The sequence below is a fragment of the Rubrivivax gelatinosus IL144 genome (genome assembly GCF_000284255.1).
GTDB lineage: Bacteria > Pseudomonadota > Gammaproteobacteria > Burkholderiales > Burkholderiaceae_C > Rubrivivax > Rubrivivax gelatinosus_A.
Map to the genome: position 1 here is coordinate 513,696 of NC_017075.1, position 19,823 is coordinate 533,518.

The 19,823-nt window shown below is 71.5% G+C and carries 19 protein-coding genes and 1 riboswitch; of the genes, 8 read left to right on the top strand and 11 right to left on the bottom strand.

From position 1 onward, the window contains the following. Positions 1 to 7: 7 nt before the first annotated feature. Positions 8 to 1,093, top strand: coding sequence for a class I SAM-dependent methyltransferase (locus RGE_RS02400; protein ID WP_014426707.1), 1,086 nt, complete (start codon positions 8 to 10; stop codon positions 1,091 to 1,093). A gap of 5 nt (positions 1,094 to 1,098) precedes the next feature. Then, positions 1,099 to 1,290: a DUF2905 domain-containing protein gene (locus RGE_RS02405; protein ID WP_014426708.1), complete on the top strand. Its 192-nt coding sequence runs from the start codon at positions 1,099 to 1,101 to the stop codon at positions 1,288 to 1,290. Between the two features lie 4 nt (positions 1,291 to 1,294). On the opposite strand, the gene RGE_RS02410 is transcribed toward RGE_RS02405, so the two are convergent. The 5 genes from RGE_RS02410 to RGE_RS02430 are packed head-to-tail and all read right to left on the bottom strand — an operon-like array spanning position 1,295 to position 7,203. After that, the gene (locus RGE_RS02410) at positions 1,295 to 2,521 is read right to left on the bottom strand and encodes a multifunctional CCA addition/repair protein (RefSeq protein ID WP_014426709.1); all 1,227 of its coding nucleotides are present in this window, start codon (positions 2,519 to 2,521) and stop codon (positions 1,295 to 1,297) included. Further along, positions 2,518 to 3,201 carry a glutathione S-transferase family protein gene (locus RGE_RS02415; RefSeq protein WP_014426710.1) on the bottom strand — a complete coding sequence of 228 codons (684 nt, stop codon included), beginning with the start codon at positions 3,199 to 3,201 and terminating at the stop codon, positions 2,518 to 2,520. The genes RGE_RS02410 and RGE_RS02415 overlap by 4 nt, the downstream gene beginning before the upstream one ends. A 25-nt stretch (positions 3,202 to 3,226) precedes the next feature. After that, positions 3,227 to 4,183 (bottom strand): complex I NDUFA9 subunit family protein, encoded by a 957-nt coding sequence (locus RGE_RS02420; protein WP_014426711.1) that lies wholly within the window; start codon positions 4,181 to 4,183, stop codon positions 3,227 to 3,229. A gap of 3 nt (positions 4,184 to 4,186) precedes the next feature. Next, positions 4,187 to 6,214 carry a lytic transglycosylase domain-containing protein gene (locus RGE_RS02425; protein WP_014426712.1) on the bottom strand — a complete coding sequence of 676 codons (2,028 nt, stop codon included), beginning with the start codon at positions 6,212 to 6,214 and terminating at the stop codon, positions 4,187 to 4,189. A gap of 47 nt (positions 6,215 to 6,261) precedes the next feature. Then, positions 6,262 to 7,203 (bottom strand): LysR substrate-binding domain-containing protein, encoded by a 942-nt coding sequence (locus tag RGE_RS02430; RefSeq protein ID WP_014426713.1) that lies wholly within the window; start codon positions 7,201 to 7,203, stop codon positions 6,262 to 6,264. A 110-nt stretch (positions 7,204 to 7,313) separates the two neighbouring features. Here RGE_RS02430 and RGE_RS02435 point away from each other — a divergent pair, with 110 nt between their 5' ends. Next, the gene (locus RGE_RS02435; RefSeq protein ID WP_232504975.1) at positions 7,314 to 7,640 is read left to right on the top strand and encodes a DUF2917 domain-containing protein; all 327 of its coding nucleotides are present in this window, start codon (positions 7,314 to 7,316) and stop codon (positions 7,638 to 7,640) included. On the opposite strand, the gene RGE_RS02440 is transcribed toward RGE_RS02435, so the two are convergent. Then, complete coding sequence (locus RGE_RS02440) at positions 7,641 to 7,997, bottom strand: TfoX/Sxy family protein (protein ID WP_014426715.1); 357 nt, start codon at positions 7,995 to 7,997, stop codon at positions 7,641 to 7,643. Between the two features lie 54 nt (positions 7,998 to 8,051). Between RGE_RS02440 and RGE_RS02445 the strand changes: the two genes are divergently transcribed. Together RGE_RS02445 and RGE_RS02450 are read left to right on the top strand one after the other, a co-directional pair. Next, positions 8,052 to 8,651 carry a 5-formyltetrahydrofolate cyclo-ligase gene (locus tag RGE_RS02445; RefSeq protein ID WP_014426716.1) on the top strand — a complete coding sequence of 200 codons (600 nt, stop codon included), beginning with the start codon at positions 8,052 to 8,054 and terminating at the stop codon, positions 8,649 to 8,651. Between the two features lie 67 nt (positions 8,652 to 8,718). After that, on the top strand, positions 8,719 to 11,406 hold the full coding sequence (locus RGE_RS02450; RefSeq protein ID WP_052310957.1) for a S8 family serine peptidase: 2,688 nt from the start codon (positions 8,719 to 8,721) through the stop codon (positions 11,404 to 11,406). 52 nt (positions 11,407 to 11,458) lie between these two features. Here the strand turns inward: RGE_RS02450 and RGE_RS02455 are convergent, their stop codons facing one another. The 4 genes from RGE_RS02455 to ppk2 form a co-directional block, all read right to left on the bottom strand. Continuing rightward, positions 11,459 to 12,079: an OmpW/AlkL family protein gene (locus RGE_RS02455; RefSeq protein ID WP_014426718.1), complete on the bottom strand. Its 621-nt coding sequence runs from the start codon at positions 12,077 to 12,079 to the stop codon at positions 11,459 to 11,461. 145 nt (positions 12,080 to 12,224) lie between these two features. Continuing rightward, positions 12,225 to 13,067 carry a methylenetetrahydrofolate reductase [NAD(P)H] gene (metF, locus tag RGE_RS02460; protein WP_014426719.1) on the bottom strand — a complete coding sequence of 281 codons (843 nt, stop codon included), beginning with the start codon at positions 13,065 to 13,067 and terminating at the stop codon, positions 12,225 to 12,227. Between the two features lie 106 nt (positions 13,068 to 13,173). Next, positions 13,174 to 14,610: an adenosylhomocysteinase gene (gene ahcY / locus RGE_RS02465; RefSeq protein ID WP_014426720.1), complete on the bottom strand. Its 1,437-nt coding sequence runs from the start codon at positions 14,608 to 14,610 to the stop codon at positions 13,174 to 13,176. 83 nt (positions 14,611 to 14,693) lie between these two features. Further along, positions 14,694 to 14,774: riboswitch (S-adenosyl-L-homocysteine riboswitch) on the bottom strand. Between the two features lie 60 nt (positions 14,775 to 14,834). Beyond that, on the bottom strand, positions 14,835 to 15,998 hold the full coding sequence (ppk2, locus tag RGE_RS02470; RefSeq protein ID WP_043783742.1) for a polyphosphate kinase 2: 1,164 nt from the start codon (positions 15,996 to 15,998) through the stop codon (positions 14,835 to 14,837). Between the two features lie 30 nt (positions 15,999 to 16,028). Here ppk2 and RGE_RS02475 point away from each other — a divergent pair, with 30 nt between their 5' ends. Beyond that, positions 16,029 to 16,853, top strand: coding sequence for an HAD-IIB family hydrolase (locus tag RGE_RS02475; RefSeq protein ID WP_014426722.1), 825 nt, complete (start codon positions 16,029 to 16,031; stop codon positions 16,851 to 16,853). On the opposite strand, the gene RGE_RS02480 is transcribed toward RGE_RS02475, so the two are convergent. Then, positions 16,854 to 17,351 (bottom strand): hypothetical protein, encoded by a 498-nt coding sequence (locus RGE_RS02480; protein WP_014426723.1) that lies wholly within the window; start codon positions 17,349 to 17,351, stop codon positions 16,854 to 16,856. A 139-nt stretch (positions 17,352 to 17,490) separates the two neighbouring features. Between RGE_RS02480 and purT the strand changes: the two genes are divergently transcribed. Both purT and RGE_RS02490 read left to right on the top strand, forming a co-directional pair. Beyond that, entirely contained in the window at positions 17,491 to 18,696 is a 1,206-nt protein-coding gene (gene purT / locus RGE_RS02485) for a formate-dependent phosphoribosylglycinamide formyltransferase (protein ID WP_014426724.1), read from the top strand. A 165-nt stretch (positions 18,697 to 18,861) separates the two neighbouring features. Beyond that, positions 18,862 to 19,821, top strand: a complete 960-nt coding sequence (locus RGE_RS02490; RefSeq protein ID WP_014426725.1) for a chemotaxis protein CheX — start codon at positions 18,862 to 18,864, stop codon at positions 19,819 to 19,821. Positions 19,822 to 19,823: the final 2 nt, after the last annotated feature.

Below are 19,823 nucleotides of genomic sequence, written 5' to 3' on the forward strand. Positions count from 1 at the left end.
TGCCCGCGTGACCACAGGCGAACCCGACAGTTTATCGGCGCGCATCGGCGCGCGCCTGCGCGCGGACGGCGGCTGGTGGCCCTTCGACCGCTTCATGGCCGCGGCACTGTACGAGCCGGGGCTGGGCTACTACACCCGGGGCGCCCCGGTGTTCGGTGCGATGCCGGCCTCGGGCAGTGATTTCGTCACGGCGCCGGAGCTGTCGCCGCTATTCGGCGCCGCCTTCGCGCGCCAGGTGGCGCAGGCGCTGGCCGCGGCCGGCGCGCACGAGGTCTGGGAGTTCGGCGCCGGCAGCGGCGCCTTCGCGGCGCAGCTGCTCGCCGCGCTGCCGCCGGATACGCGCTACCACGTCGTCGACCTGTCGGGCACGCTGCGCGCGCGCCAGGCCGAGCGCCTGGCGCCGTTCGCGCCGCGCGTGTCCTGGCACGACACGCTGCCCGAGGCGATCGAAGGCGTGGTCGTCGGCAACGAGGTGCTCGACGCGATGCCGGTGCAGCTGCTGCACTGGGACGGCGAGCGCTGGCACGAACGCGGCGTCGTCGCCGACGGCGGGCGTTTCGCCTGGGCCGACCGGCCGACCGGGCTGCGGCCGCCGGTCGACGCCGGTTTCCTGCCCGGCACCACCGTCGAGCTGCCGCGGCAGGCCTCGGCCTTCGTCGCGACGCTGGCGGCGCGCCTGGTGCGCGGCGCGGCCTTCTTCGCCGACTACGGTTTCCCCGAGCGCGAGTACTACCACCCGCAGCGCCGCGGCGGCACGCTGATGTGCCACCGTGCGCACCGCGCCGACACCGACCCGCTGGTCGAGGTCGGCGAGAAGGACATCACCGCGCACGTCGACTTCACGGCCGTCGCGCTGGCCGGCCAGGACGCCGGGCTGGACGTCGTCGGTTACACCTCGCAGGCGCGGTTCCTCGCCAACTGCGGCTTGCTCGACCTGCTCGAGGGCGCCGACCTGAAGACCATCGCCAACGCCCAGAAGCTGATCACCGAGCACGAGATGGGCGAACTGTTCAAGGTGATCGGGTTCGCGCGAGGATTGCCGGGGTTCGTGCCGCTGGGTTTCACGGCCGGCGACCGCACCCACACGCTGTAGCCGCGATGCGCTGGCTGCTGGTCTTCATCGTCGCCTGCCTGATCTTCAACGGCCTGCAGCACTGGTTCTCCAAGCTCGGGCTGGGCCGGCTGCCGGGCGACCTGCGCTTTCGTGTCGGCGGGCGCGACTGGTTCGTGCCGATCACCAGCTCGCTGGTGCTGAGCCTGATCGCCGGGCTGATCTCGCTGGTCGTCTGAGCCGCTACAGCACGGCGCCGACGGCGTCGGCGCGCGCCATCTGGATCGCGGCGGCGATCTGCGGTCCCTTGGCGCCGCGGGCGGCGGCCGCGGCGGCCACCGCGGCGGTGTCGATGCCGCGCGCGGCCTCCAGCAGCGCCGCGAGGCGTTCGCGCGGCGGGTAGGGCCGGTCCTCGTGGCCGGTGCGGCCGCGTGCGTCGCACTCGCAGGCCAGCAGCGCCTCGGCAAAACGTTCGGGGCGGCGGAAGGCGTCGCAGCGTTCGAGCAGGCGCACGACGGCGGCGGCGCCGAACTCGTTGCTGCGGTGGATGTTGCCGTGCTCGCGCGCGACCAGGTCAGCCAGTTCGCGGCAGGGGTTGGGCACGCGCCAGCGTTCGGCCACGGCCTGCGCCAGCACCGCGCTGCGGCCTTCGTGGCCCAGGTGGCGCGGCAGAACCTCGGCCGGCGTCGTGCCCTTGCCCAGGTCGTGCATCAGGCAGGCCCAGCGCACGGTGAGCGGCGTCTGCAGCCGCGCTGCCATGTCCAGCACCAGCATCGCGTGCACGCCGCAATCGACCTCGGGGTGGTGCTCGGGCGGCTGCGGCACGCCCCAGAGCCGGTCGAGTTCGGGCAGCAGCCGCGCCAGCGCGCCGCATCGGCGCAGGATCTCGAACATGCGGCTCGGCCGCGCTTCCATCAGCCCGCGCGACAGCTCCTGCCAGACACGTTCGGGCACCAGCGCGTCGACCTCGCCGTCGGCGACCAGGCGTTCGAGCAGCGCCTCGGTCTCGGGCGCGACGCTGAAGTCGGTGAAACGCGCTGCCAGCCGCGCCAGGCGCAGCAGGCGCACCGGGTCCTCGACGAAGGCGTCGGAGACGTGGCGGAAGACACGCGCCTGCAGGTCGCGCTGGCCGCCGTGCGGGTCGACCAGCGTGCCGTCTTCGGCGCGCGCGATGGCGTTGATCGTCAGGTCGCGGCGCAGCAGATCCTCTTCCAGCGTCACCGACGGGTCGGCGTGGATCGTGAAGCCGCGGTAACCCGGCGCCGACTTGCGCTCGGTGCGCGCCAGCGCGACCTCTTCGCCGGTTTCGGGGTGCAGGAAGACCGGGAAGTCGCGGCCGACGGGGCGAAAGCCCGCGGCGACCAGTTCTTCGGGCGTGCTGCCGACCACGACCCAGTCGCGGTCGCTCGCCGGCAGGCCCAGCAGCGCGTCGCGCACCGCGCCGCCGACGACGTAGAAACGGCCGTTCATCGCGCGCTGCGGTACGGTTCCTCGTCGGCGATGTAGTCGGCCTCGGCCAGCGCGTCGGCGATCCAGGCCGCGACGCCGGGCGCCGCGAGCACCCGCCGCACGTAGGCGCGCGTCGCGTCGGACACCGGCAGCGCGTAGCTCACGATGCGTGTGCAGACCGGCGCGTAGAAGGCGTCGGCGGCGCCGAACTCGCCGAACAGGAAGGGGCCGCCGCTGGCGTCCAGCGCCTCGGCCCACATCGATTCCAGCCGCGCGACGTTGCGGCGCAGTGCCGGCTGCTCGGCCCAGAGCTTCTGGCCGACGTCGGGCAGCGCGGCCTCGATGTTCATCGCGCAGTGCTGGCGCAGAGCGCCGAAGCCGCCGTGCATCTCGGCGCACAGGCTGCGCGCGCGGGCGCGCTGCTTCGCGTCGGCCGGCCAGACGCCGGCCTGCGGGAAACGTTCGGCCAGGTACTCGGCGATCGCCAGCGTGTCCCAGACCGCGAAGCCTTCGTCCAGCAGCACCGGCACCAGCCCGGCCGGGCTGACCGCGGCGACCTGGCGGCGGAAGTCGGAGCCTTCGGCGAAGTCGAAACGCAGCTTGCGTTCCTGGAACTCGATGCCGAGCTGGCGCATCAGCACCCAGGGCCGCATCGACCACGACGAGTAGTTCTTGTTGCCGATCACCAGTTGCAGGGCCATCGCGGGTTCCTTTCGATCGCGGCGCTCAGCCGCGGCGGGCGTGTCCGCGCCAGCGGTCGTAGCGCGCGCGCCCGAAGGCGCCGCCCAGGTAGCCGGGCGCCACGGCCTCCATCGCGGTCGGCTCGATGCCCAGCGCATGCAGCCCGGGCAGCTTGCCACTGGCGACGTTGGGCACACGCATCGAGTCCAGGTTGTCGCGCGACATCAGCGGCGTGCCCGGCATCGCCTCCATCAGCATCGCCTGCAGCCGGCCGACGGCATCGGGCAGCGGGATCTGCCTGCGCTCGTGGCCCGACCAGCGGCCGGCCAGGCGCACGATCTCCGACAGCGTGTAGACCTTGGGCCCGGCGAGTTCGTAGACCTGGCCGATCGTCGTGTTGTCGTCCAGGCAGCGCACGATGGCCGTCGTGACGTCCTCGATCCACACCGGCTGCATCTTCGCGTCGCCGCCGGGCAGCGGCACGAAGGGCGCCGCGGCCTGCAGCTCGGCGAAGACGTTGAGCACGCGGTCCTCGGTGCCGAAGATCAGCGAGGGCCGCACGATCGTCAGTGCCACGCCGGGCGACTGCAGTGCGGCTTCGCCTTCGGTCTTGCTGCGCAGATAGTTCGACGGCCCGCCGGCACCGACGCCCAGCGCGCTGACGTGCACGACACGGCGGCCGCCGGCCGCGGCGCAGACGTGCGCCAGGCGCCGCGGCAGCTCGACGTGCACGCGCTGGAACTGCGCGCGGCTGCCGTGCAGGACGGCGATCAGGTTGATGACGGCGTCGGCCTGGCCGACCAGGCGCGCGAGCGTGCGCTCGTCGTGCACGTCGGCTTCGACGAGCTCGACGGTGGGCAGCGAGCGCAGCGCGGTGCCGTGCGAGATGCGGCGTGTCGGCACGATGACGCGGCCACCGCCGCCGCCGTTGCGCTCGACCAGCCGCTCGACGAGCGAGCGGCCGACGAAGCCGGTACCACCGAGGACGAGAACGTTCTTCATGGTTCAGGGGAGGTCACGATCGACGGGAGGAGCACTCGCATCGGCCGGGCCGATCGGCGCGCCCAGCCGGGCTTTCAGCGAAGGCGGGGTGCTGCCCAGCACGGCCGCATAGTAGACGGCGTTGGACAGCACCTTCTTCACGTAGTCGCGCGTCTCGCCGATCGGGATCGCCTCGATCCAGGCGGCGGGCTCGACGGTCGGCGCGTCGCGCCAGCGGCGCGGGCGGTTGGGTCCGGCGTTGTAGCCGGCGGTGGCCATCGGCTGCGAGCCGGCGAAGTTGTCGAGCACCATCTTCAGGTAGCTGGTGCCCAGCAGCAGGTTGGTCTCGGGGTCGTGCAGCATCGCCGGCTTGTAGTCCAGGCCGATGCGGCGCGCGACGATGCGCGCCGTGCCCGGCATCACCTGCATCAGCCCGCTGGCGCCGGCGCCCGACTGGGCGACGGTGATGAAGCGCGACTCCTGGCGGATCAGGCCGTAGACGTAGGCCGGGTCCAGGCCGACGCGGCGCGCGGTCTGCGTCAGCTCGGCGCGGTGCGGCGTCGGGAAACGCTGGGCGACGTCGATCTCGGTCTTGCTGCGATCGCTGGTGAAGATGCAGCGGTCCCAGACCTCGCGTTCGCAGGCCATCTGCGCGGCGGCCAGCAGGTCGCGTTCGGCCAGGCCGCGCAGCGAGAAGTTCCATTCGCGCTGGCCTTCGCTGCGCAGGCCCAGCGCGATCAGCTGCAGCGCGCGTGCGAAACCGGGGTTGCTGCGCGCGGCCTCGCGTTCGGCCGGCTGCAGCGTGCGCGGCGGCGCCGGCAGCACGAAGGGCAGGCCCAGGTCCTCGGCGGCGAGCTGGCCGTAGAAGTGCATCTGGCCGGCGATGGACTGCAGCATCGCGCGCGAAGCGGCACGTTCGGCGTCGCCGGCGGCCCCGGCCGCGGCGCCGGCGGCCATCGCCCGCGCGCGCCAGTAGACCCAGGCCGGGTCGGCACGTTCGGCCGGGCTCATCGTGTCGATCGCACGCGCCACCAGCGTCCAGCGGTCGGGTTGCTCGCCGGCGCGCAGCGCAGCGCGCACGCCCCAGGCCAGGGTGTCGTCGCTCCAGCCGGTGGCGGCGCTGCCGGCCAGCGTCCAGGCGCGACGGTAGTAGTCCAGCGCCTGCGGCTGCTGCAGCACCGCGGCCCACTTGCCGGCGAAGGCCCAGGCGAAGGCGGCGTCGCGCCGGCCCAGGCGCTGCTCCCAGCCGCCGGCGGCGAGCTGCGCGGCGGCGCCGGCCGGGTCGTTGGAGGCGAGCTTGAGCATCGCCATCTGCGCCACCGAGGGCGGCGTGTCGGGCTTGGCCAGCGTGCGCGCCGGGTTGGCGACCGCGTCGTCGACGGCGCGCGCGATCTCGGGCCCCAGCAGCTGCACCGCGGCGCGCAGCGAACGCTGGCCGCGCGCCGAGTTCTGGCGTTCGAGCTCGAAGGACAGCCTGGCCTGCTGCCAGACGTCGTCGACGTTGAAGCGGCCGGCGGCGAACATCGATTGCGCCAGCAGCGCGCAGCCGTCGTCGGCGTCGCGCTGGGCGTACCAGGCTTCCAGCGCCGCCTGACGCACGTCGCGCCCGGCCTGATGCTCGACGAGGCGGCTGTAGCAGGTCACCTCGCGATCGTCGTTCATGCGAAAACGCGGCACGTCGCGGGCGAAGCTGGCCCAGTCGCGGCGCTTGCCCAGTTCCAGCAGCCAGTCGTTGCGCAGCCGGTCCTCGACGTACTGGCCGCTCCAGCGGCGGTAGAAGGCCTCGACCTCGGCGACGTCGGCGTCGCGCAGCCGGCCCGACAGCTCCCAGTAGTCGACCCAGGGCGCCAGCGGATGCGACGCGAAGAGCGCTGCGGTGCGCAGCGCCGACAGCTTGGCGCGGTCGCCCTTCTGCGCGGCGGCGCGGGCGTCGAGCACGAGGTCGTCGCCGGTCTGCGCCTGGGCGGCGGGCAGGGCGAGCGCGAAAGCCAGCGTGGCTGCCGCGAGCGGGCGCAGCGGTGCCCGGCGGGTGATGCGTTGCAGGGCGTTCATAAGGGGGAATCTAGCGGATCACGAGTATCCGTCCGTGTCAGGCGCGATCAGGACGAGGCGGCATGGGCGTCCAGGCCGGCGCGTGTGGCCTGCGCCTGCTCGAGCACCCAGGCCTCGAAAGCGGCCAGTTCGGGACGTTCGCGCCGCGCCGGCCAGCGCACCAGCCAGTAGGCGAAAGGCGAGCGCAGCCGGCCCGCGGGGCCGAAGGGTTCGACCAGCTCGCCGCGCTCGAGCGACTCGCGCACCAGCGCCAGCCGGGCCAGCGCGACGCCCTGGCCAGCGGTCGCCGCCTGGATCTGCTGGTAGGTGTAGTTCAGGTAGAGCCAGCCGCGCGGCTCCAGGCCGGGCACGCCCTTGGCGCCCAGCCAGTGGCGCCAGCTCAGGTACTCGACGCTGGGCAGCTGCGAGTCCTCCTCGAGCAGCGTCATCTGCGCCAGGTCCTCGGGCTTGGTGAGCGGCCCGAGGCCGGGGCTGGCGACCGGCGTGACGACCTCGCCGAACATCAGCGTCGAGCCCGGCGGCGCGTTGTCGGGGTGGCAGTAGCGCAGCGCCAGGTCGAGCTCGGGGTCGTCGAGGTCGGCGATCGCGTCCTGGGCCGAGACGCGGATGTCGATGCCCGGCTGCTCGCGCTGGAACTGCTGCAGCCGCGGCAGCAGCCACATCGACGCGAACGAGGGCCAGGTCGTCAGGTTGACCTGGCGGCGGCCCTGGGCGCTGCGGATCTGGTGCACGGTGGCGTCGAGCCGGTCGAGCAGCGGCGCCACGGTGCGCAGCAAGGCCTCGCCGGCACCGGTGAGTTCGACGTGGCGCGTGCCGCGCAGGAACAGCGGCAGGCCGATTTCGTCCTCCAGCGAGCGGATCTGGCGGCTGACCGCCGGCTGCGTCAGATGCAGCTCGTCGGCCGCGGCACGAAAGCCCAGACGGCGCGCGACCGCCTCGAAAGCGCGCAGCGGGCCGATCGACAGCGGGCGTTGGCGTCGAAGATTCATGCGTTTAGGTTATCAATGTCGCGCGGATTTTTGATTGGACCCGGCCCCGTCCGCTGCCGAGAATACCTTCCAAGCAGTCGATCGTGGAGCCTGAGATGTCGCAAACCGCCATGAGCAATTCGCATCAGAGCGCGCCCTGGGAATGGGCCGTCGGTCCGGCCACGGCGATGCGTGTCCCGGCCGCCAACCAGCCGCGTTGGCTGGTCGTCTCCGAAGGCCGCGTCTGGCTGACGCGCAGCGGCTCCGGCCCCTACGGTGAGGACGTCTGGCTGCAGGCCGGAGAACGCCTCGAACTGCCCTGCGGCAGCGAATGGGTCATCGAAGGCTGGCCGTCGGCCCAGGTCGAACTGCTGGAAGCGCCGTGCAGGACGCCGGCGCGCACGCCGGCCCGCCCGGGCCGCTGGCACGCGCCCTGGGGCGCGGCGCACGCCGCCTGATCAGCGCCGGCGCGGCGCCCTCGGCTTGGGGGCCCGCGCGGCGAGTGCGGCCTGCAGCGCCCGCTGCGCCCAGGGCCGCATCGCCTCGGGCGCGTCCAGCGCCTCGGCCGGCGGGGTCCAGAAGCCCAGCCGCATCGGCTTGCCGGCGCGCTGGTATCGAAACGGCTCGCCGCCGGCGGCCTCGAAATCGGGCTCGGTCGCAGCGCAGGTCTTCAGATAGAGCTGCTCGTCCAGGATCAGCGCGACGAACAGTCCGTCGATGTCGAAACCGTGGCCGCCGAACATGCGGCGCACGCGCACCGCGCCCAGCGGCGCCAGCAGTTCGCGGCAGTGTTGTGCAAACGGGTCCTCGCGCATGACGGCGCCAGTCTAGGCCCCTGCGGCGGCGCCGCAAGCGTCACAATCCGATCCATGAACCTGCCGTTCCCGCTGCCGCTGCAGCCCTCCCGCGACAAGAAGACGCTGAGGCGCCAGCTTCAGGCCGAACGGCAGTCGCTCGTCGACCGCCACCAGCGTTCGGTGCACCTGCAGGAGGTGCTGCGCGTCTGGCTGATCGGCCGCACCGAGAACACGATCGGCGCCTACTGGCCGATCAAGGGCGAGTTCGACGCCTTGCCGGCGCTGTTCCGCTGGAGCGAAGCCGAACCCGACCGCCGCATCGGCCTGCCGGTGATGGACCGCGAGACCAAGCAGCTGCGGTTCCACGTCTGGTATCCCGGCTGCCCGATGGAAGAAGACGCCTACGGCATCCCCAAGCCCAAGGACACCGAGCAGTTCGAGCCCGGGCTGCTGCTCGTGCCCTGCGTCGGTTTCGGCCCCGGCGGCGTGCGCCTGGGCTACGGCGGCGGCTTCTACGACCGCACGCTGGCGACGCTGCAGCCGCGGCCGCTGACGGTGGGCGTCGGCTACGCGCACGGCTTCGTCCCCTGGCTCGAGGCCGAGGCGCACGACGTGCCGCTGGACGTCGTGCTGACCGAAGACGGCGTGCACTGGCAGCACCCGGACATCTGAAGTTACCGGCCGCTCGGCCGGCCTGCCTATCATCGCCCTCGCCGTGCCGGCGTCACGGGAGGTCACGATGGCTCATGAACATCGCAGCCCAGCGCTGCCTCTGGTGCGAAGGGCCGCGCTGCTCGCGGCGCTGACGGTGCTGGCCGCCTGCGGGGGCGGAGGCGGCGGTGGTGGCGACGACAGCGCGGCCGGCTACAGCGTCTCCGGCACGCTGTCGGTGTCGGCCAACCTCGTCGTCGACAGCGACACCAACGACCCGAACCAGACGCGCATCGCCAACGACGACTCGGCGCAGGCCCAGCCGATCGCCGCGACCAGCCAGGTGATGGGCACCGTCAACGTGCCTCGGGCGGGCGCGGACGGCGCCAGCCATGCCGCCGGCGACCCGAGCGACTTCTTCCGCGTGACGCTGGCCGCCGGCCAGACGCTGCAGCTGGACTTCACCGCCGATACCGCGGCCAACGACCTCGACCTCTACGTCTATCGCCGCGTCGGCGACGCCGACGTGCTCGTCGGCTCGTCGACCGGAAGCTCGCTGTCGGAGTGCGTGCGCGTCACCGAGCCCGGTGAATACGTCGTGCAGGTCGAGGCCTACGACGGCGCGTCGCTCTACAACCTGCGCATCGCCGCGGCCGGTGCCGGCGGCAGCTGCGCCAACGCGACGAGCTCGGTTGCGGCGCGGCGCCTGGTGCCGGGCCAGCTGATCGCCGGGCTGGCCGAAGGCAGCGGCCGCGTGCGCGCCGCCGGCGCGCTGGTGTCGGCGCAGCCGCTGTCGCTGCTCAAGGGCCGTGTCGCGCCCGGGCGGCTCGGGCTGATGGCGCTGGCCGATGACGAGAAGTCGCGCCGCCGCGGCCTGCTGGCGCTGGCCGGTGCCGACGAGGCGACGCTGCGCGCCGCCCGCCGGCCGGCGTGGATGGACCGGCTGTCGCCGGATTCGCGGCTGCAGGTCGAGACGCTGCAGTACGCCAAACGCCTGGCCGCCAGCGGCGCCTTCGACTACGTCACCGTCAACCGCCCGCTGCACGCGACGGCGCTGGTCGGCAGCTTCCCGCCCGACGACCCGCGTTACGCGCTGCAGCGCTGGCACTACGAGCAGATCGCGCTGCCGGCGGCGATGGATGCGCTGGTCGCCTTGAGCCCGCAGCCGAGCCAGCGGCCGATCGTCGCGGTGCTGGACACCGGCATCGTCGCCGACCATCCCGACCTTGCCGGCCAGATCACCGCCGGCTACGACTTCGTCCAGGACGCCGCGTCGGCCGGCGACGGCAACGGCCTCGACGCCGACCCCGACGACTTCCGCGCGGCCGACTCGCAGCCCTCGTTCCACGGCACGCACGTCGCCGGCACCGTCGCCGCGGCCACCTACAACGGCACCGGCGTCGCCGGCGTCGCGCCGATGGCCCAGGTGATGCCGATCCGCGTGCTCGGCAAGGGCGGCGAGGGCACGTTCTACGACATCCTTCAAGGCCTGCGCTACGCCGCCGGCCTGGCCAACGACTCGGCCAGCGTGCCGGCGCGGCGGGCCGACGTCGCCAACCTCAGCCTGGGCGCGAGCGGCGTGGCCTGCGACAGCGCCAGCGCGACGCTGATCGCCCAGGTGCGCGCCCAGGGCACGATGATCGTCGCCGCCGCCGGCAACGAGTCCGACCGCGACAGCGGCCGTGTCGCCGCGGTCGACTACCCGGCCAACTGCGCCGGCGTGCTGGCGGTGACGGCCACCGACGCGCAGCGCGGCGTCGCCTACTACGCCAACGGCGGCGACGAGCTCGCGCTGGCCGCCCCTGGCGGCGACATGCGCGTGGCGACCACCGGCAGCGGTCTGCCCGACGGCATCTACAGCACGCTGGCGACCTTCGATGCCGGCGGCGTGCGCACGCCGACCTACGGCCAGTACCAGGGCAGCTCGATGGCGACGCCGCACGTCGCCGCGGTGCTCGCGCTGATGCGCTGGGTGCACCCGGCGATCACGCCCGAGCAGGTGGACGCGCTGCTGCAGGCCGGCGAGCTCTCCGACGACGCCGGCGCCACCGGCCACGACAGCCAGTACGGCTGGGGCATCGTCGACGCGGCCAAGGCGGTGCGTGCGGCGATCGCGCTGAAGAACGGCGGTTGGGCGCCCGGGATCCAGGGTGTCGTCGAGGCCCAGCCTTCGGCGCTGGACTTCGGCACCACGACGAGCAGCCTGGAGTTCACGCTGCGCGTCACCGCGCCGACCGACGAGACCGTCGGCGCCGTCGGCGACGACAGCGCCGCGGTGAGCGTCGCGCCGGTCGCGGTCGACGCCGCCGGCCTGGGGCGCTACCGCGTCACGGTCGATCGCAGCGGCCTGGCGGCCGGCGTCTACACGCCGCAGATCACGGTGATGACGAGCCGGCGCACGCTGACCCTGCCGCTGAGCATCCAGAAGCTGGATGCGACGAGCACGCCGGACATCGGGCCGATCTACGTGCTGGTCTACGACGCCACGGGCGACAAGGTGCTGAAGCAGGCGATGCTGCGGGCCTCGGGCGGTGTCTACCGCTACCGCATCGACGGGCTGGACGCCGCCTCGGTGACCGTGCTGGCCGGCAGCGACTACGACAACGACGGCGTCGTCTGCTCCAGCGGCGAGGCCTGCGGTGCGTACCCGGTGCTCGGCGTCTCGCTGACGCCGGTGCCGCTCGGCGCCGACCGCAGCGGGCTGGACTTCCTGCTGTCGGCCGTGGGCTCCGGAAACGCGGAGGCCGCCTCGCGGGCGGCCTCCAGGAAACGCTAGGACGTAAAGGACAGGGAACACGCGGCCCGGCCGTGCCGGGCCGCTTCGAGCATCAGAAGCGCTTGCCGACGCCGATGCTGTAGAGCATCGGGTCGACCTTGAAGGTGCCGACCTTGGTGCCGCTGGAGGACACGTCGGTGCGGATCTGGACCTTCTTCACGTCGACGTTGAACAGCCAGCCGCCGCCCATCGGGACGTCGAAGCCGGCGTTCAGCGCCATGCCCCAGCTGTTCTTGTCGATCGAGGGATGCAGCGCGGTTTCGACCGCCGGGTCGAAGTCGACGTTCGAGAAGCGCGTGTAGTTCACGCCGGCGCCGAGGTAGGGACGGAAGCCCTGCACGTTCGTGAAGTGGTACTGCAGCGTCAGCGTCGGCGGCAGGTGCTTCAGCGAACCGATCTTGGCGCCGCCGGCCTTCAGGTCGTGCTTCTGCGGGTAGGTCAGGATCAGCTCGGTGGCCAGGTTCGGCGTCCAGAAGTAGGTGATGTCGACTTCCGGGAAGGTCTTGTTGTTGACGCTCAGGTCGAGGCCGGTGCTGTCCTTGTTGGCGGAGTCGAGGTACAGCGCGCGGGCACGGACGATCCACGAGCCGGTGTCGTCAGCCTGGGCCTGGGCCATCGGGGCGGCCAGACCGGCCATCATGGCGACGAGCGCGAGCGCGGTGCGCTTGAACATGGAGAGACTCCTCTTCTCTTGATGTGAACTAGGCCACATGGCCGAGATCAATTTGGCGCGCATCAATTTCACTCATATTTGCGTTAACGCAAATTCGAGACCGCTAACGCCCCAGGCTGTCCCGGGTTGTTGCTCTTGACCGACGTCAGTCCGCTTGAGCCAAGCCCAGTTTGCGGCAGATCTCCAGCGACAAGGCCGACTGGTTCAGCGTGTAGAAGTGGAGCGCCGGGGCGCCGCCGGCGATCAGCCGTTCACACAGCCGCGTGACGACCTCGACGCCGAAGGCGCGCACCGACGCGGCGTCGTCCATGAAGCCTTCCATCTTCAGCGCCACCCAGCGCGGGATCTCGATGCCATCGCGTGCGGCGAACTGGGCGATGCGCGCGTAGTTGTGGATCGGCATGATCCCCGGGACGATGGGCACGCGCACGCCGAGCTTGTGCACTTCGTCGACGAAGTGGAAATAGGCGTCGGGGTTGAAGAAGAACTGCGTGATCGCCGAGTTGGCGCCGGCGCGCACCTTGTGCGCGAAGTGCTCGAGGTCGCGGCGCGCGTAACGCTGCTGCGGGTGGTATTCGGGGTAGGCCGCGACTTCGATGAACCAGTCGTCGCCTTGGGTGCGGCGGATGAACTCGACGAGTTCGCTGGCGTAGCGGAACTCGCCGGCGGTGGCGGTGCCGCTGGGCAGGTCGCCGCGCAGCGCGACGATGCGGCGGATGCCCTGCTGGCGGTAGGTGGCCAGGATCTCGGCGATGTTGGCCTCGGTGCTGCCGACGCAGGACAGGTGCGGCGCGGCCTCGTGGCCCATCGCGGCGATGGCCTTGACGGTTTCCAGCGTGCGCTCGCGCGTCGTGCCGCCGGCGCCGTAGGTGACGCTGAAGAACTCGGGTTTCACCGCCGCCAGATCCTGGACGACGGTGCGCAGCTTGTCCGCGCCGACGGGCGTGTTCGGCGGGAAGAACTCGAAGCTGACGGGCGTGGTGCTCATGGGCGAACTCGCAGGCGGTCAGGAGAAAAGCGGGCCGTGGCGGAACAGCGGCCCGTCAAGCAACCGCCGCGGCCCGGCTCAGCCGGGCCGCTGGCGGTGCCGGGGCTCAGTACCGGTAGGTGTCCGGCTTGTACGGGCCCTGCTTGGGCACGCCGATGTAGGCCGCCTGCTCCTCGGTCAGCTCGGTCAGCTCGGCGTTGAGCGTCTTCAGCTGCAGGCGCGCGACCTTCTCGTCCAGGTGCTTGGGCAGCACGTAGACCTTGCCGGCCTCGTAGTAGTCGCTGTGCGTGAACAGCTCGATCTGGGCGATCGTCTGGTTCGCGAACGAGCTCGACATCACGTAGCTCGGGTGGCCGGTGGCGCAGCCCAGGTTCACCAGGCGGCCCTTGGCCAGCAGGATGATGCGCTTGCCGTCCGGGAAGATGACGTGGTCGACCTGCGGCTTGATCTCTTCCCACTGGCACTTGGCTTCGAGCGACGCGACGTCGATTTCGTTGTCGAAGTGGCCGATGTTGCAGACGATCGCGTTGTGCTTCATCTTCGCCATGTGGTCGAAGGTGATGACGCTCTTGTTGCCGGTGGCGGTGACGAAGATGTCGGCCTTGTCGGCGGCCCAGTCCATCGTCACGACTCGGTAGCCTTCCATCGCCGCCTGCAGCGCGTTGATCGGGTCGATCTCGGTCACCCAGACCTGCGCCGACAGCGCGCGCAGCGCCTGCGCGCTGCCCTTGCCGACGTCACCGTAGCCGGCGACGACGGCGATCTTGCCGGCGACCATCACGTCGGTGGCGCGCTTGATCCCGTCGACCAGCGACTCGCGGCAGCCGTAGAGGTTGTCGAACTTGCTCTTCGTGACCGAGTCGTTGACGTTGATCGCTCGGAACAGCAGCGTGCCCTTGGCGGACATCTCGTTCAAGCGGTGCACGCCGGTCGTCGTCTCTTCGGTGACGCCGATGATCTCGGCGCTCTTGCGGCTGTACCAGGTCGGGTCGACGGCGAGCTTGGCCTTGATCGCGGCGAACAGGCAGGTCTCTTCCTCGCTCGTCGGCTTGTCCAGCAGCGACAGGTCCTTCTCGGCGCGTTTGCCCAGGTGCATCAGCAGCGTCGCGTCGCCGCCGTCGTCGAGGATCATGTTCGGGCCTTCGCCCTCGCTGCCGGCCGGGCCGAACTCGAAGATGCGGTGGGTGTAGTCCCAGTAGTCGGTCAGGTTCTCGCCCTTGTAGGCGAAGACCGGCGTGCCGCGCTCGACCAGCGCCGCGGCGGCGTGGTCCTGGGTCGAGAAGATGTTGCACGAGGCCCAGCGCACTTCGGCGCCCAGCGCCTGCAGCGTCTCGACGAGCACCGCGGTCTGGATGGTCATGTGCAGGCTGCCGGCGATGCGTGCGCCCTTGAGCGGCTGGCTCTGGGCGTACTCGCTGCGGATGGCCATCAGCGCGGGCATCTCGCATTCGGCGATGTTGAGTTCCTTGCGGCCCCAGGCGGCGAGTGCCAGGTCGGCGATCGCGTAGTCGGGGTGGTGCTGTGCTTTCAGGACGGCAGTCATCACGAGGCTCCAGTTCGGTTGGAACCCGCGCGGCCGGCGTCAGGGAGGAAAAGCGCATCGCCCACCACCCACGACGACAGTCGTGCGGGTGAGCGCGGTTGCAAGGGGGTGTGGTTTTCCGAGCCTGGCCTCAAGCGGGTGAGGTTGCAACGCTCCTCGGAAAAGGTGGGCGATTGTAGCCACGGGCCGGCCGCGCGCGATACCGCGCCGGCCCGCGCCAAGGCTCAGGACTCGCTGGCGCGCGTGAACTCTTCCGCGCTGAAGCTGGCGATCGCCGCGCGCCCGACGAGCAGCGTGTCGACCGTGCCCAGCGTGCCCAGGTCCTTGTTGGAATACGGCAGCCGGTGCAGCAGGTAGCGCATCGCGTTCAGACGCGCGCGCTTCTTGCAATCCGACTTGATGACGATCCACGGCGCGTCCGAGGTGTCGGTGTGCAGGAACATCGACTCCTTGGCGCGCGTGTAGTCGTCCCACTTGTCCAGCGAGGCGACGTCGATCGGCGACAGCTTCCACTGCTTGAGCGGGTGGGCGCGGCGCTCCTTGAAGCGGCGGCGCTGCTCGTCGCGGCTGACCGAGAACCAGAACTTGAACAGGTGCACGCCGCTGCGCACGAGATGGCGCTCGAACTCGGGCGCCTGGCGCATGAACTCGTCGTACTCGCCGTCCGAGCAGAAGCCCATCACGCGCTCGACGCCGGCGCGGTTGTACCAGCTGCGGTCGAAGAGCACGATCTCGCCGCGCGTCGGCAGGTGCTGGATGTAGCGCTGGAAGTACCACTGGCCGCGTTCGACGTCGCTGGGTTTCTCCAGCGCCACGACGCGCGCGCCGCGCGGGTTCAGGTGCTCCATGAAACGTTTGATCGTGCCGCCCTTGCCGGCGGCGTCGCGGCCCTCGAACAAGATGACGACACGCTGGCCGGTCTCCTTGACCCAGGCCTGCAGCTTCAGCAGCTCGACCTGCAGCCGGTACTTCTGGCGCTCGTAGCTGCGCCGCGACATCAGGTTCTTGTACGGGTAGCCGCCGTCGCGCCAGCCGGGGCGCAGCTCGAGGTCGGGGTCCACGCCTTCGGTGACGGCGGTCTCGCGCGTGAACAGCAGCCGGCGCAGGGCCTTGGCTTCGTCGGGCGACGAGCCGGCGATCAGCGCCTGCAGCTGGCGCAGCCATTCGCCGTCGGGGCCGGCGTCGCCGTTGGCGTGCGCGCTCAGCACGTCCTTCAGCGCCATCGCGGTGACGGTCTGGTGGCGCTCGGCGGCGCGCTGCACGACGCTGGTCTCGATGGCCGGCGCCGACAGCGTCGGCGCGGTGTCGCCGCTGGCGACGGCGCGCGGGCGCCGGGGGCGTCGCGCAGGCTTGGAGGGCAGGGGGCTTGCGGCAGAATCCTGGGCCATGAGACGTGCTCGCGACGTTTCGACCTGCCCATGATCGACCGTCCAGCCGAGCTGTCAATTATCTTGAGTCAAGCCGTCGACCTCGTTCCCGCCGCACTTCACGGCAGCCTGGGTCTCTTCACCGACATCGACGACACGCTGACCGCCGAGGGCCGGATCGACCCGCCGGCCGCCGCCGCGCTGGCCGAGCTGCGCGCCGCCGGCGTGCCGGTGATCGCGATCACCGGGCGGCCGCTGGGCTGGTGCCTGCCGCTGCTGGGCGCCTGGCCGCTGGACGCGATGGTCGCCGAGAACGGCGGCGCGGCGCTGATCCCCGACGGTGACGGCGCACGCATCGAGTTCGCCCAGCCCGCGGCCGAACGCGTTCGCAACGCCGAGCGCCTGCGCGCCGCCGCGGCGCGGGTGCTGCGCGAAGTGCCGGGTGCGACGCTGGCGCGCGACAGCGACGGCCGCGTCACCGACATCGCCGTCGACCATTCCGAGTTCGCGCGGCTGGACGAGGCGCAGATCCAGGCCGTCGTGCGCCTGATGCAAGAAGAAGGGCTCACGGCCACCGTCAGCTCGATCCACGTCAACGGCTGGATCGGCACGCACACCAAGCTGAGCGCGGCGCACTGGATGCTGCGCCGGCTCTACGGGCGCGAGCTGGCGCCCGAGATCGGACGCTGGGTCTACGTCGGCGACTCGACCAACGACCAGCTGATGTTCGGGGCCTTCGAGCGTTCGGTAGGCGTCGCCAACCTGCGGCGTTTCGCCGCGCAGCTGCACACCTGGCCGCGCTGGATCACGCGCGGCGAGCGCGGCGCCGGCTTCGCCGAGGTCGCGCGCGCGGTGATCGCCGGCTTGGGCCGCTGATCAGGCCAGGGCCAGCGGCCCGAGGCGGCGGTACGGCGCCTCGACCAGCTCGCGGTGGTGCCAGCCGCGCGCCGAGCGGATCGGGTACTCGGCGGCGTACTGGCCGTCCTCGGACGCCAGCTCGACGTAGAGCACCGCGCGGCGCTTGATCTTGCGTTCGCAGACGTAGACGAACAGCGACTCCGGCCGCGGCTCGGCCAGCAGCTGGGCCAGCGTCGCGCGGCGCAGGCCGTTGTCGGCCAGGCGCTCCGGGTCCGACGCCGTGCCGGCGACCGGCGCGATCCAGGTCGAGCCCAGCAGCTCGCCGGGGATGCAGGGGTCCATCTCGATGCCGTACAGCTGGCCCTCGATGGTCATGCCTCGGCGCACGTTGGCCTGCAGCGGGCGGAACAGCTCGCGAAAGACGATGTTGATGTCCGCCGACTCCATGAAGCGGTGCTGGCGGTCGCCACGGTGCTCGTGCAGCGGGGCGCCGAAGAGGTCGTCGAGGTGGGCCATGATTGGGTTTCGGCTTTCCGACGAAGTCGTTGAGCGGGAAAAGCCGGGCAAAGGTCGCGTTGTGCCGCGCGACAAGCGGCCCCGGGCGTGCCTGCGGCGACAATCCGGGCCGTCCGTCCGACTTCCCCCTCCCCCCGTCATGAGCACCGTCATCGGCACCCCGCTGTCCCCGTCCGCCACCCGCGTCCTGCTGCTGGGCAGCGGCGAACTCGGCAAGGAGGTGCTGATCGCGCTGCAGCGCCTGGGCGTCGAGACGATCGCCGTCGACCGCTACGAGAACGCGCCCGGCCAGCAGGTCGCGCACCACGCGCGCACGATCACGATGAGCGACCCGGAGCAGCTGCGCGCGCTGCTCGAAGCCGAGAAGCCCCAGCTCGTCGTGCCCGAGATCGAGGCCATCGCGACGCCGGTGCTCGAGCAGATGGAAGCCGAAGGCCGCATCCGCTGCATCCCGACGGCCCGCGCCGCGCGCCTGACGATGGATCGCGAAGGCATCCGCCGCCTCGCCGCCGAGACGCTGGGCCTGCCGACCAGCCCCTACCGCTTCTGCGACTCGCTGGAAGAACTGCAGGCCGCGATCGACGGCGGCATCGGCTACCCGTGTGTCGTCAAGCCGGTGATGAGCTCCAGCGGCAAGGGCCAGAGCAAGATCGACGGCCCCGACGGCGTGAAGAAGGCCTGGGACTACGCGATGGCCGGCGGCCGCGTCGCCGGCGGCCGCATCATCGTCGAAGGCTTCATCGCCTTCGACTACGAGATCACCCAGCTCACCGTGCGCGCGCTGGGCGCCGACGGCCAGCCGCAGACCCATTTCTGCGACCCCATCGGCCATGTGCAGGTCAGCGGCGACTACGTCGAGAGCTGGCAGCCGCATCCGATGAGCCCGGCGGCGCTGGCCGCCTCGCGCGACATCGCCAAGAAGATCACCGACGACCTCGGCGGCCTGGGCCTGTTCGGCGTCGAGCTCTTCGTCAAGGGCGACCAGGTCTGGTTCAGCGAAGTCAGCCCGCGCCCGCACGACACCGGCATGGTGACGATGGCCACGCAGTGGCAGAACGAGTTCGAGCTGCACGCGCGCGCCATCCTCGGCCTGCCGGTCGACGCCTCGCTGAAGAGCCCGGGCGCCAGCGCCGTGGTCTACGGCGGCGTCGACGCCGCCGGCATCGTCTTCGACGGCGTCGCCGACGCGCTGGCCGTGCCGGGCAGCGAACTGCGCCTGTTCGGCAAGCCCGAGAGCTTCGCCAAGCGCCGCATGGGCGTGGCGCTGGTGCACGCCGACGACGTCGACACGGCGCGCGCGCGCGCCAAGCTCGCCGCCTCGCGCGTCAAGCCGCGCGCGGCCTGATCGCCGCCGGCCGGCGTGCGCGGGGCGCGCCGGCCGTGGACAACGCCACGCTCGGGCGTGGTGGCTGGGGGCAACCCGCCTCAAGCTGAGCCTCGGCGCGGCCGATGTGCGGTGCAGACCGGCCGGCCTGCAGCCGTGCCGCCCGTTTTTTGCCGAGCGCCCGCCATGTCCGAAGCCCCCACGCTCGCAGCCAAGGTGCTGCTGCTCGAACACGATCCCCGGCACTACCAGACGCTCTGGGATTTCGCGCAGTCGCTGGGGCTCGTCGTGCTGCCGCGAAGCGCCACCGACGCGCTGCCGACGCTGGGGCAGCACAAGGACCTGGGCGGCGTGATGCTCGCCGAGGACCTGCCCTGCGAGAACGGCAGCGCACTGGACCTCGCGGTGGCCATCCACCGCCAGCGCCCCGAGCTGCCGATCTTCCTGCGCCGCACCGGCGACACACCGCTGGACGAGACCCAGGCGCGGGCCGCCAGCCACCCGTGGACCGAGCTGGAGGCGCTGCGCCAGTCCGTCGAGTGCAGCCTGTTCAGCCTGCGCTACCCGACCGAGCTGGTGAACGGCGTCGTCGAGCTGACCGCCGGCGCGATCCGCTCGATGTTCCCGCACGCCCAGGTGGACAACGAGCCGCCCTACGTCGTGCACGACCGCATCATCTTCGGCCAGGTGTCGACGCTGATCGCGCTGGAAAGCACCTGGTGCCGCGGCTACATGATGCTGCAGACCGAGGAGAGCGCGCTGCGGCAAGGCATGCTGCAGGGCTTCGGCTACGAAGGCGTCGGCGGCGACCTGAGCTTTCGCGAGCTGAACCACCTGCTCGGCGAGACGACCAACCTGATCTGGGGCGCGTTCAAGAACCGCTACATCCCGCCGCAGGCCTTCGCCAACGAGCAGACCCAGGTGCCGATCGTCATCAACCACGAGCAGAAGTACATCTCCTTCGGCTCGCAGGACCCGCAGCTGTGCGTGCGCTACAAGCTCTCGGACCCGCGCCGTCCGGGGCTGCCGCCGCTGATCATCGTGCAGCGGCTGATCTTCAACCTGCTGTGGCGCCCCGACCGTTTCACCGAGTTCGCCAACGCGGCCGAGCCGCCGCGCGACACCGGCGAACTCGAGCTGTTCTAAGA

Excerpts from the sequence above, each read along its gene's own strand:
- RGE_RS02405 (WP_014426708.1), top strand. The coding sequence starts at position 1,099 with ATGCGCTGGCTGCTGGTCTTCATCGTCGCCTGCCTGATCTTCAACGGC.
- RGE_RS02410 (WP_014426709.1), bottom strand. The coding sequence starts at position 2,521 with ATGAACGGCCGTTTCTACGTCGTCGGCGGCGCGGTGCGCGACGCGCTG.
- RGE_RS02415 (WP_014426710.1), bottom strand. The coding sequence starts at position 3,201 with ATGGCCCTGCAACTGGTGATCGGCAACAAGAACTACTCGTCGTGGTCG.
- RGE_RS02420 (WP_014426711.1), bottom strand. The coding sequence starts at position 4,183 with ATGAAGAACGTTCTCGTCCTCGGTGGTACCGGCTTCGTCGGCCGCTCG.
- RGE_RS02425 (WP_014426712.1), bottom strand. The coding sequence starts at position 6,214 with ATGAACGCCCTGCAACGCATCACCCGCCGGGCACCGCTGCGCCCGCTC.
- RGE_RS02430 (WP_014426713.1), bottom strand. The coding sequence starts at position 7,203 with ATGAATCTTCGACGCCAACGCCCGCTGTCGATCGGCCCGCTGCGCGCT.
- RGE_RS02435 (WP_232504975.1), top strand. The coding sequence starts at position 7,314 with ATGAGCAATTCGCATCAGAGCGCGCCCTGGGAATGGGCCGTCGGTCCG.
- RGE_RS02440 (WP_014426715.1), bottom strand. The coding sequence starts at position 7,997 with ATGCGCGAGGACCCGTTTGCACAACACTGCCGCGAACTGCTGGCGCCG.
- RGE_RS02445 (WP_014426716.1), top strand. The coding sequence starts at position 8,052 with ATGAACCTGCCGTTCCCGCTGCCGCTGCAGCCCTCCCGCGACAAGAAG.
- RGE_RS02450 (WP_052310957.1), top strand. The coding sequence starts at position 8,719 with ATGGCTCATGAACATCGCAGCCCAGCGCTGCCTCTGGTGCGAAGGGCC.
- RGE_RS02455 (WP_014426718.1), bottom strand. The coding sequence starts at position 12,079 with ATGTTCAAGCGCACCGCGCTCGCGCTCGTCGCCATGATGGCCGGTCTG.
- metF (WP_014426719.1), bottom strand. The coding sequence starts at position 13,067 with ATGAGCACCACGCCCGTCAGCTTCGAGTTCTTCCCGCCGAACACGCCC.
- ahcY (WP_014426720.1), bottom strand. The coding sequence starts at position 14,610 with ATGACTGCCGTCCTGAAAGCACAGCACCACCCCGACTACGCGATCGCC.
- ppk2 (WP_043783742.1), bottom strand. The coding sequence starts at position 15,998 with ATGGCCCAGGATTCTGCCGCAAGCCCCCTGCCCTCCAAGCCTGCGCGA.
- RGE_RS02475 (WP_014426722.1), top strand. The coding sequence starts at position 16,029 with ATGATCGACCGTCCAGCCGAGCTGTCAATTATCTTGAGTCAAGCCGTC.
- RGE_RS02480 (WP_014426723.1), bottom strand. The coding sequence starts at position 17,351 with ATGGCCCACCTCGACGACCTCTTCGGCGCCCCGCTGCACGAGCACCGT.
- purT (WP_014426724.1), top strand. The coding sequence starts at position 17,491 with ATGAGCACCGTCATCGGCACCCCGCTGTCCCCGTCCGCCACCCGCGTC.
- RGE_RS02490 (WP_014426725.1), top strand. The coding sequence starts at position 18,862 with ATGTCCGAAGCCCCCACGCTCGCAGCCAAGGTGCTGCTGCTCGAACAC.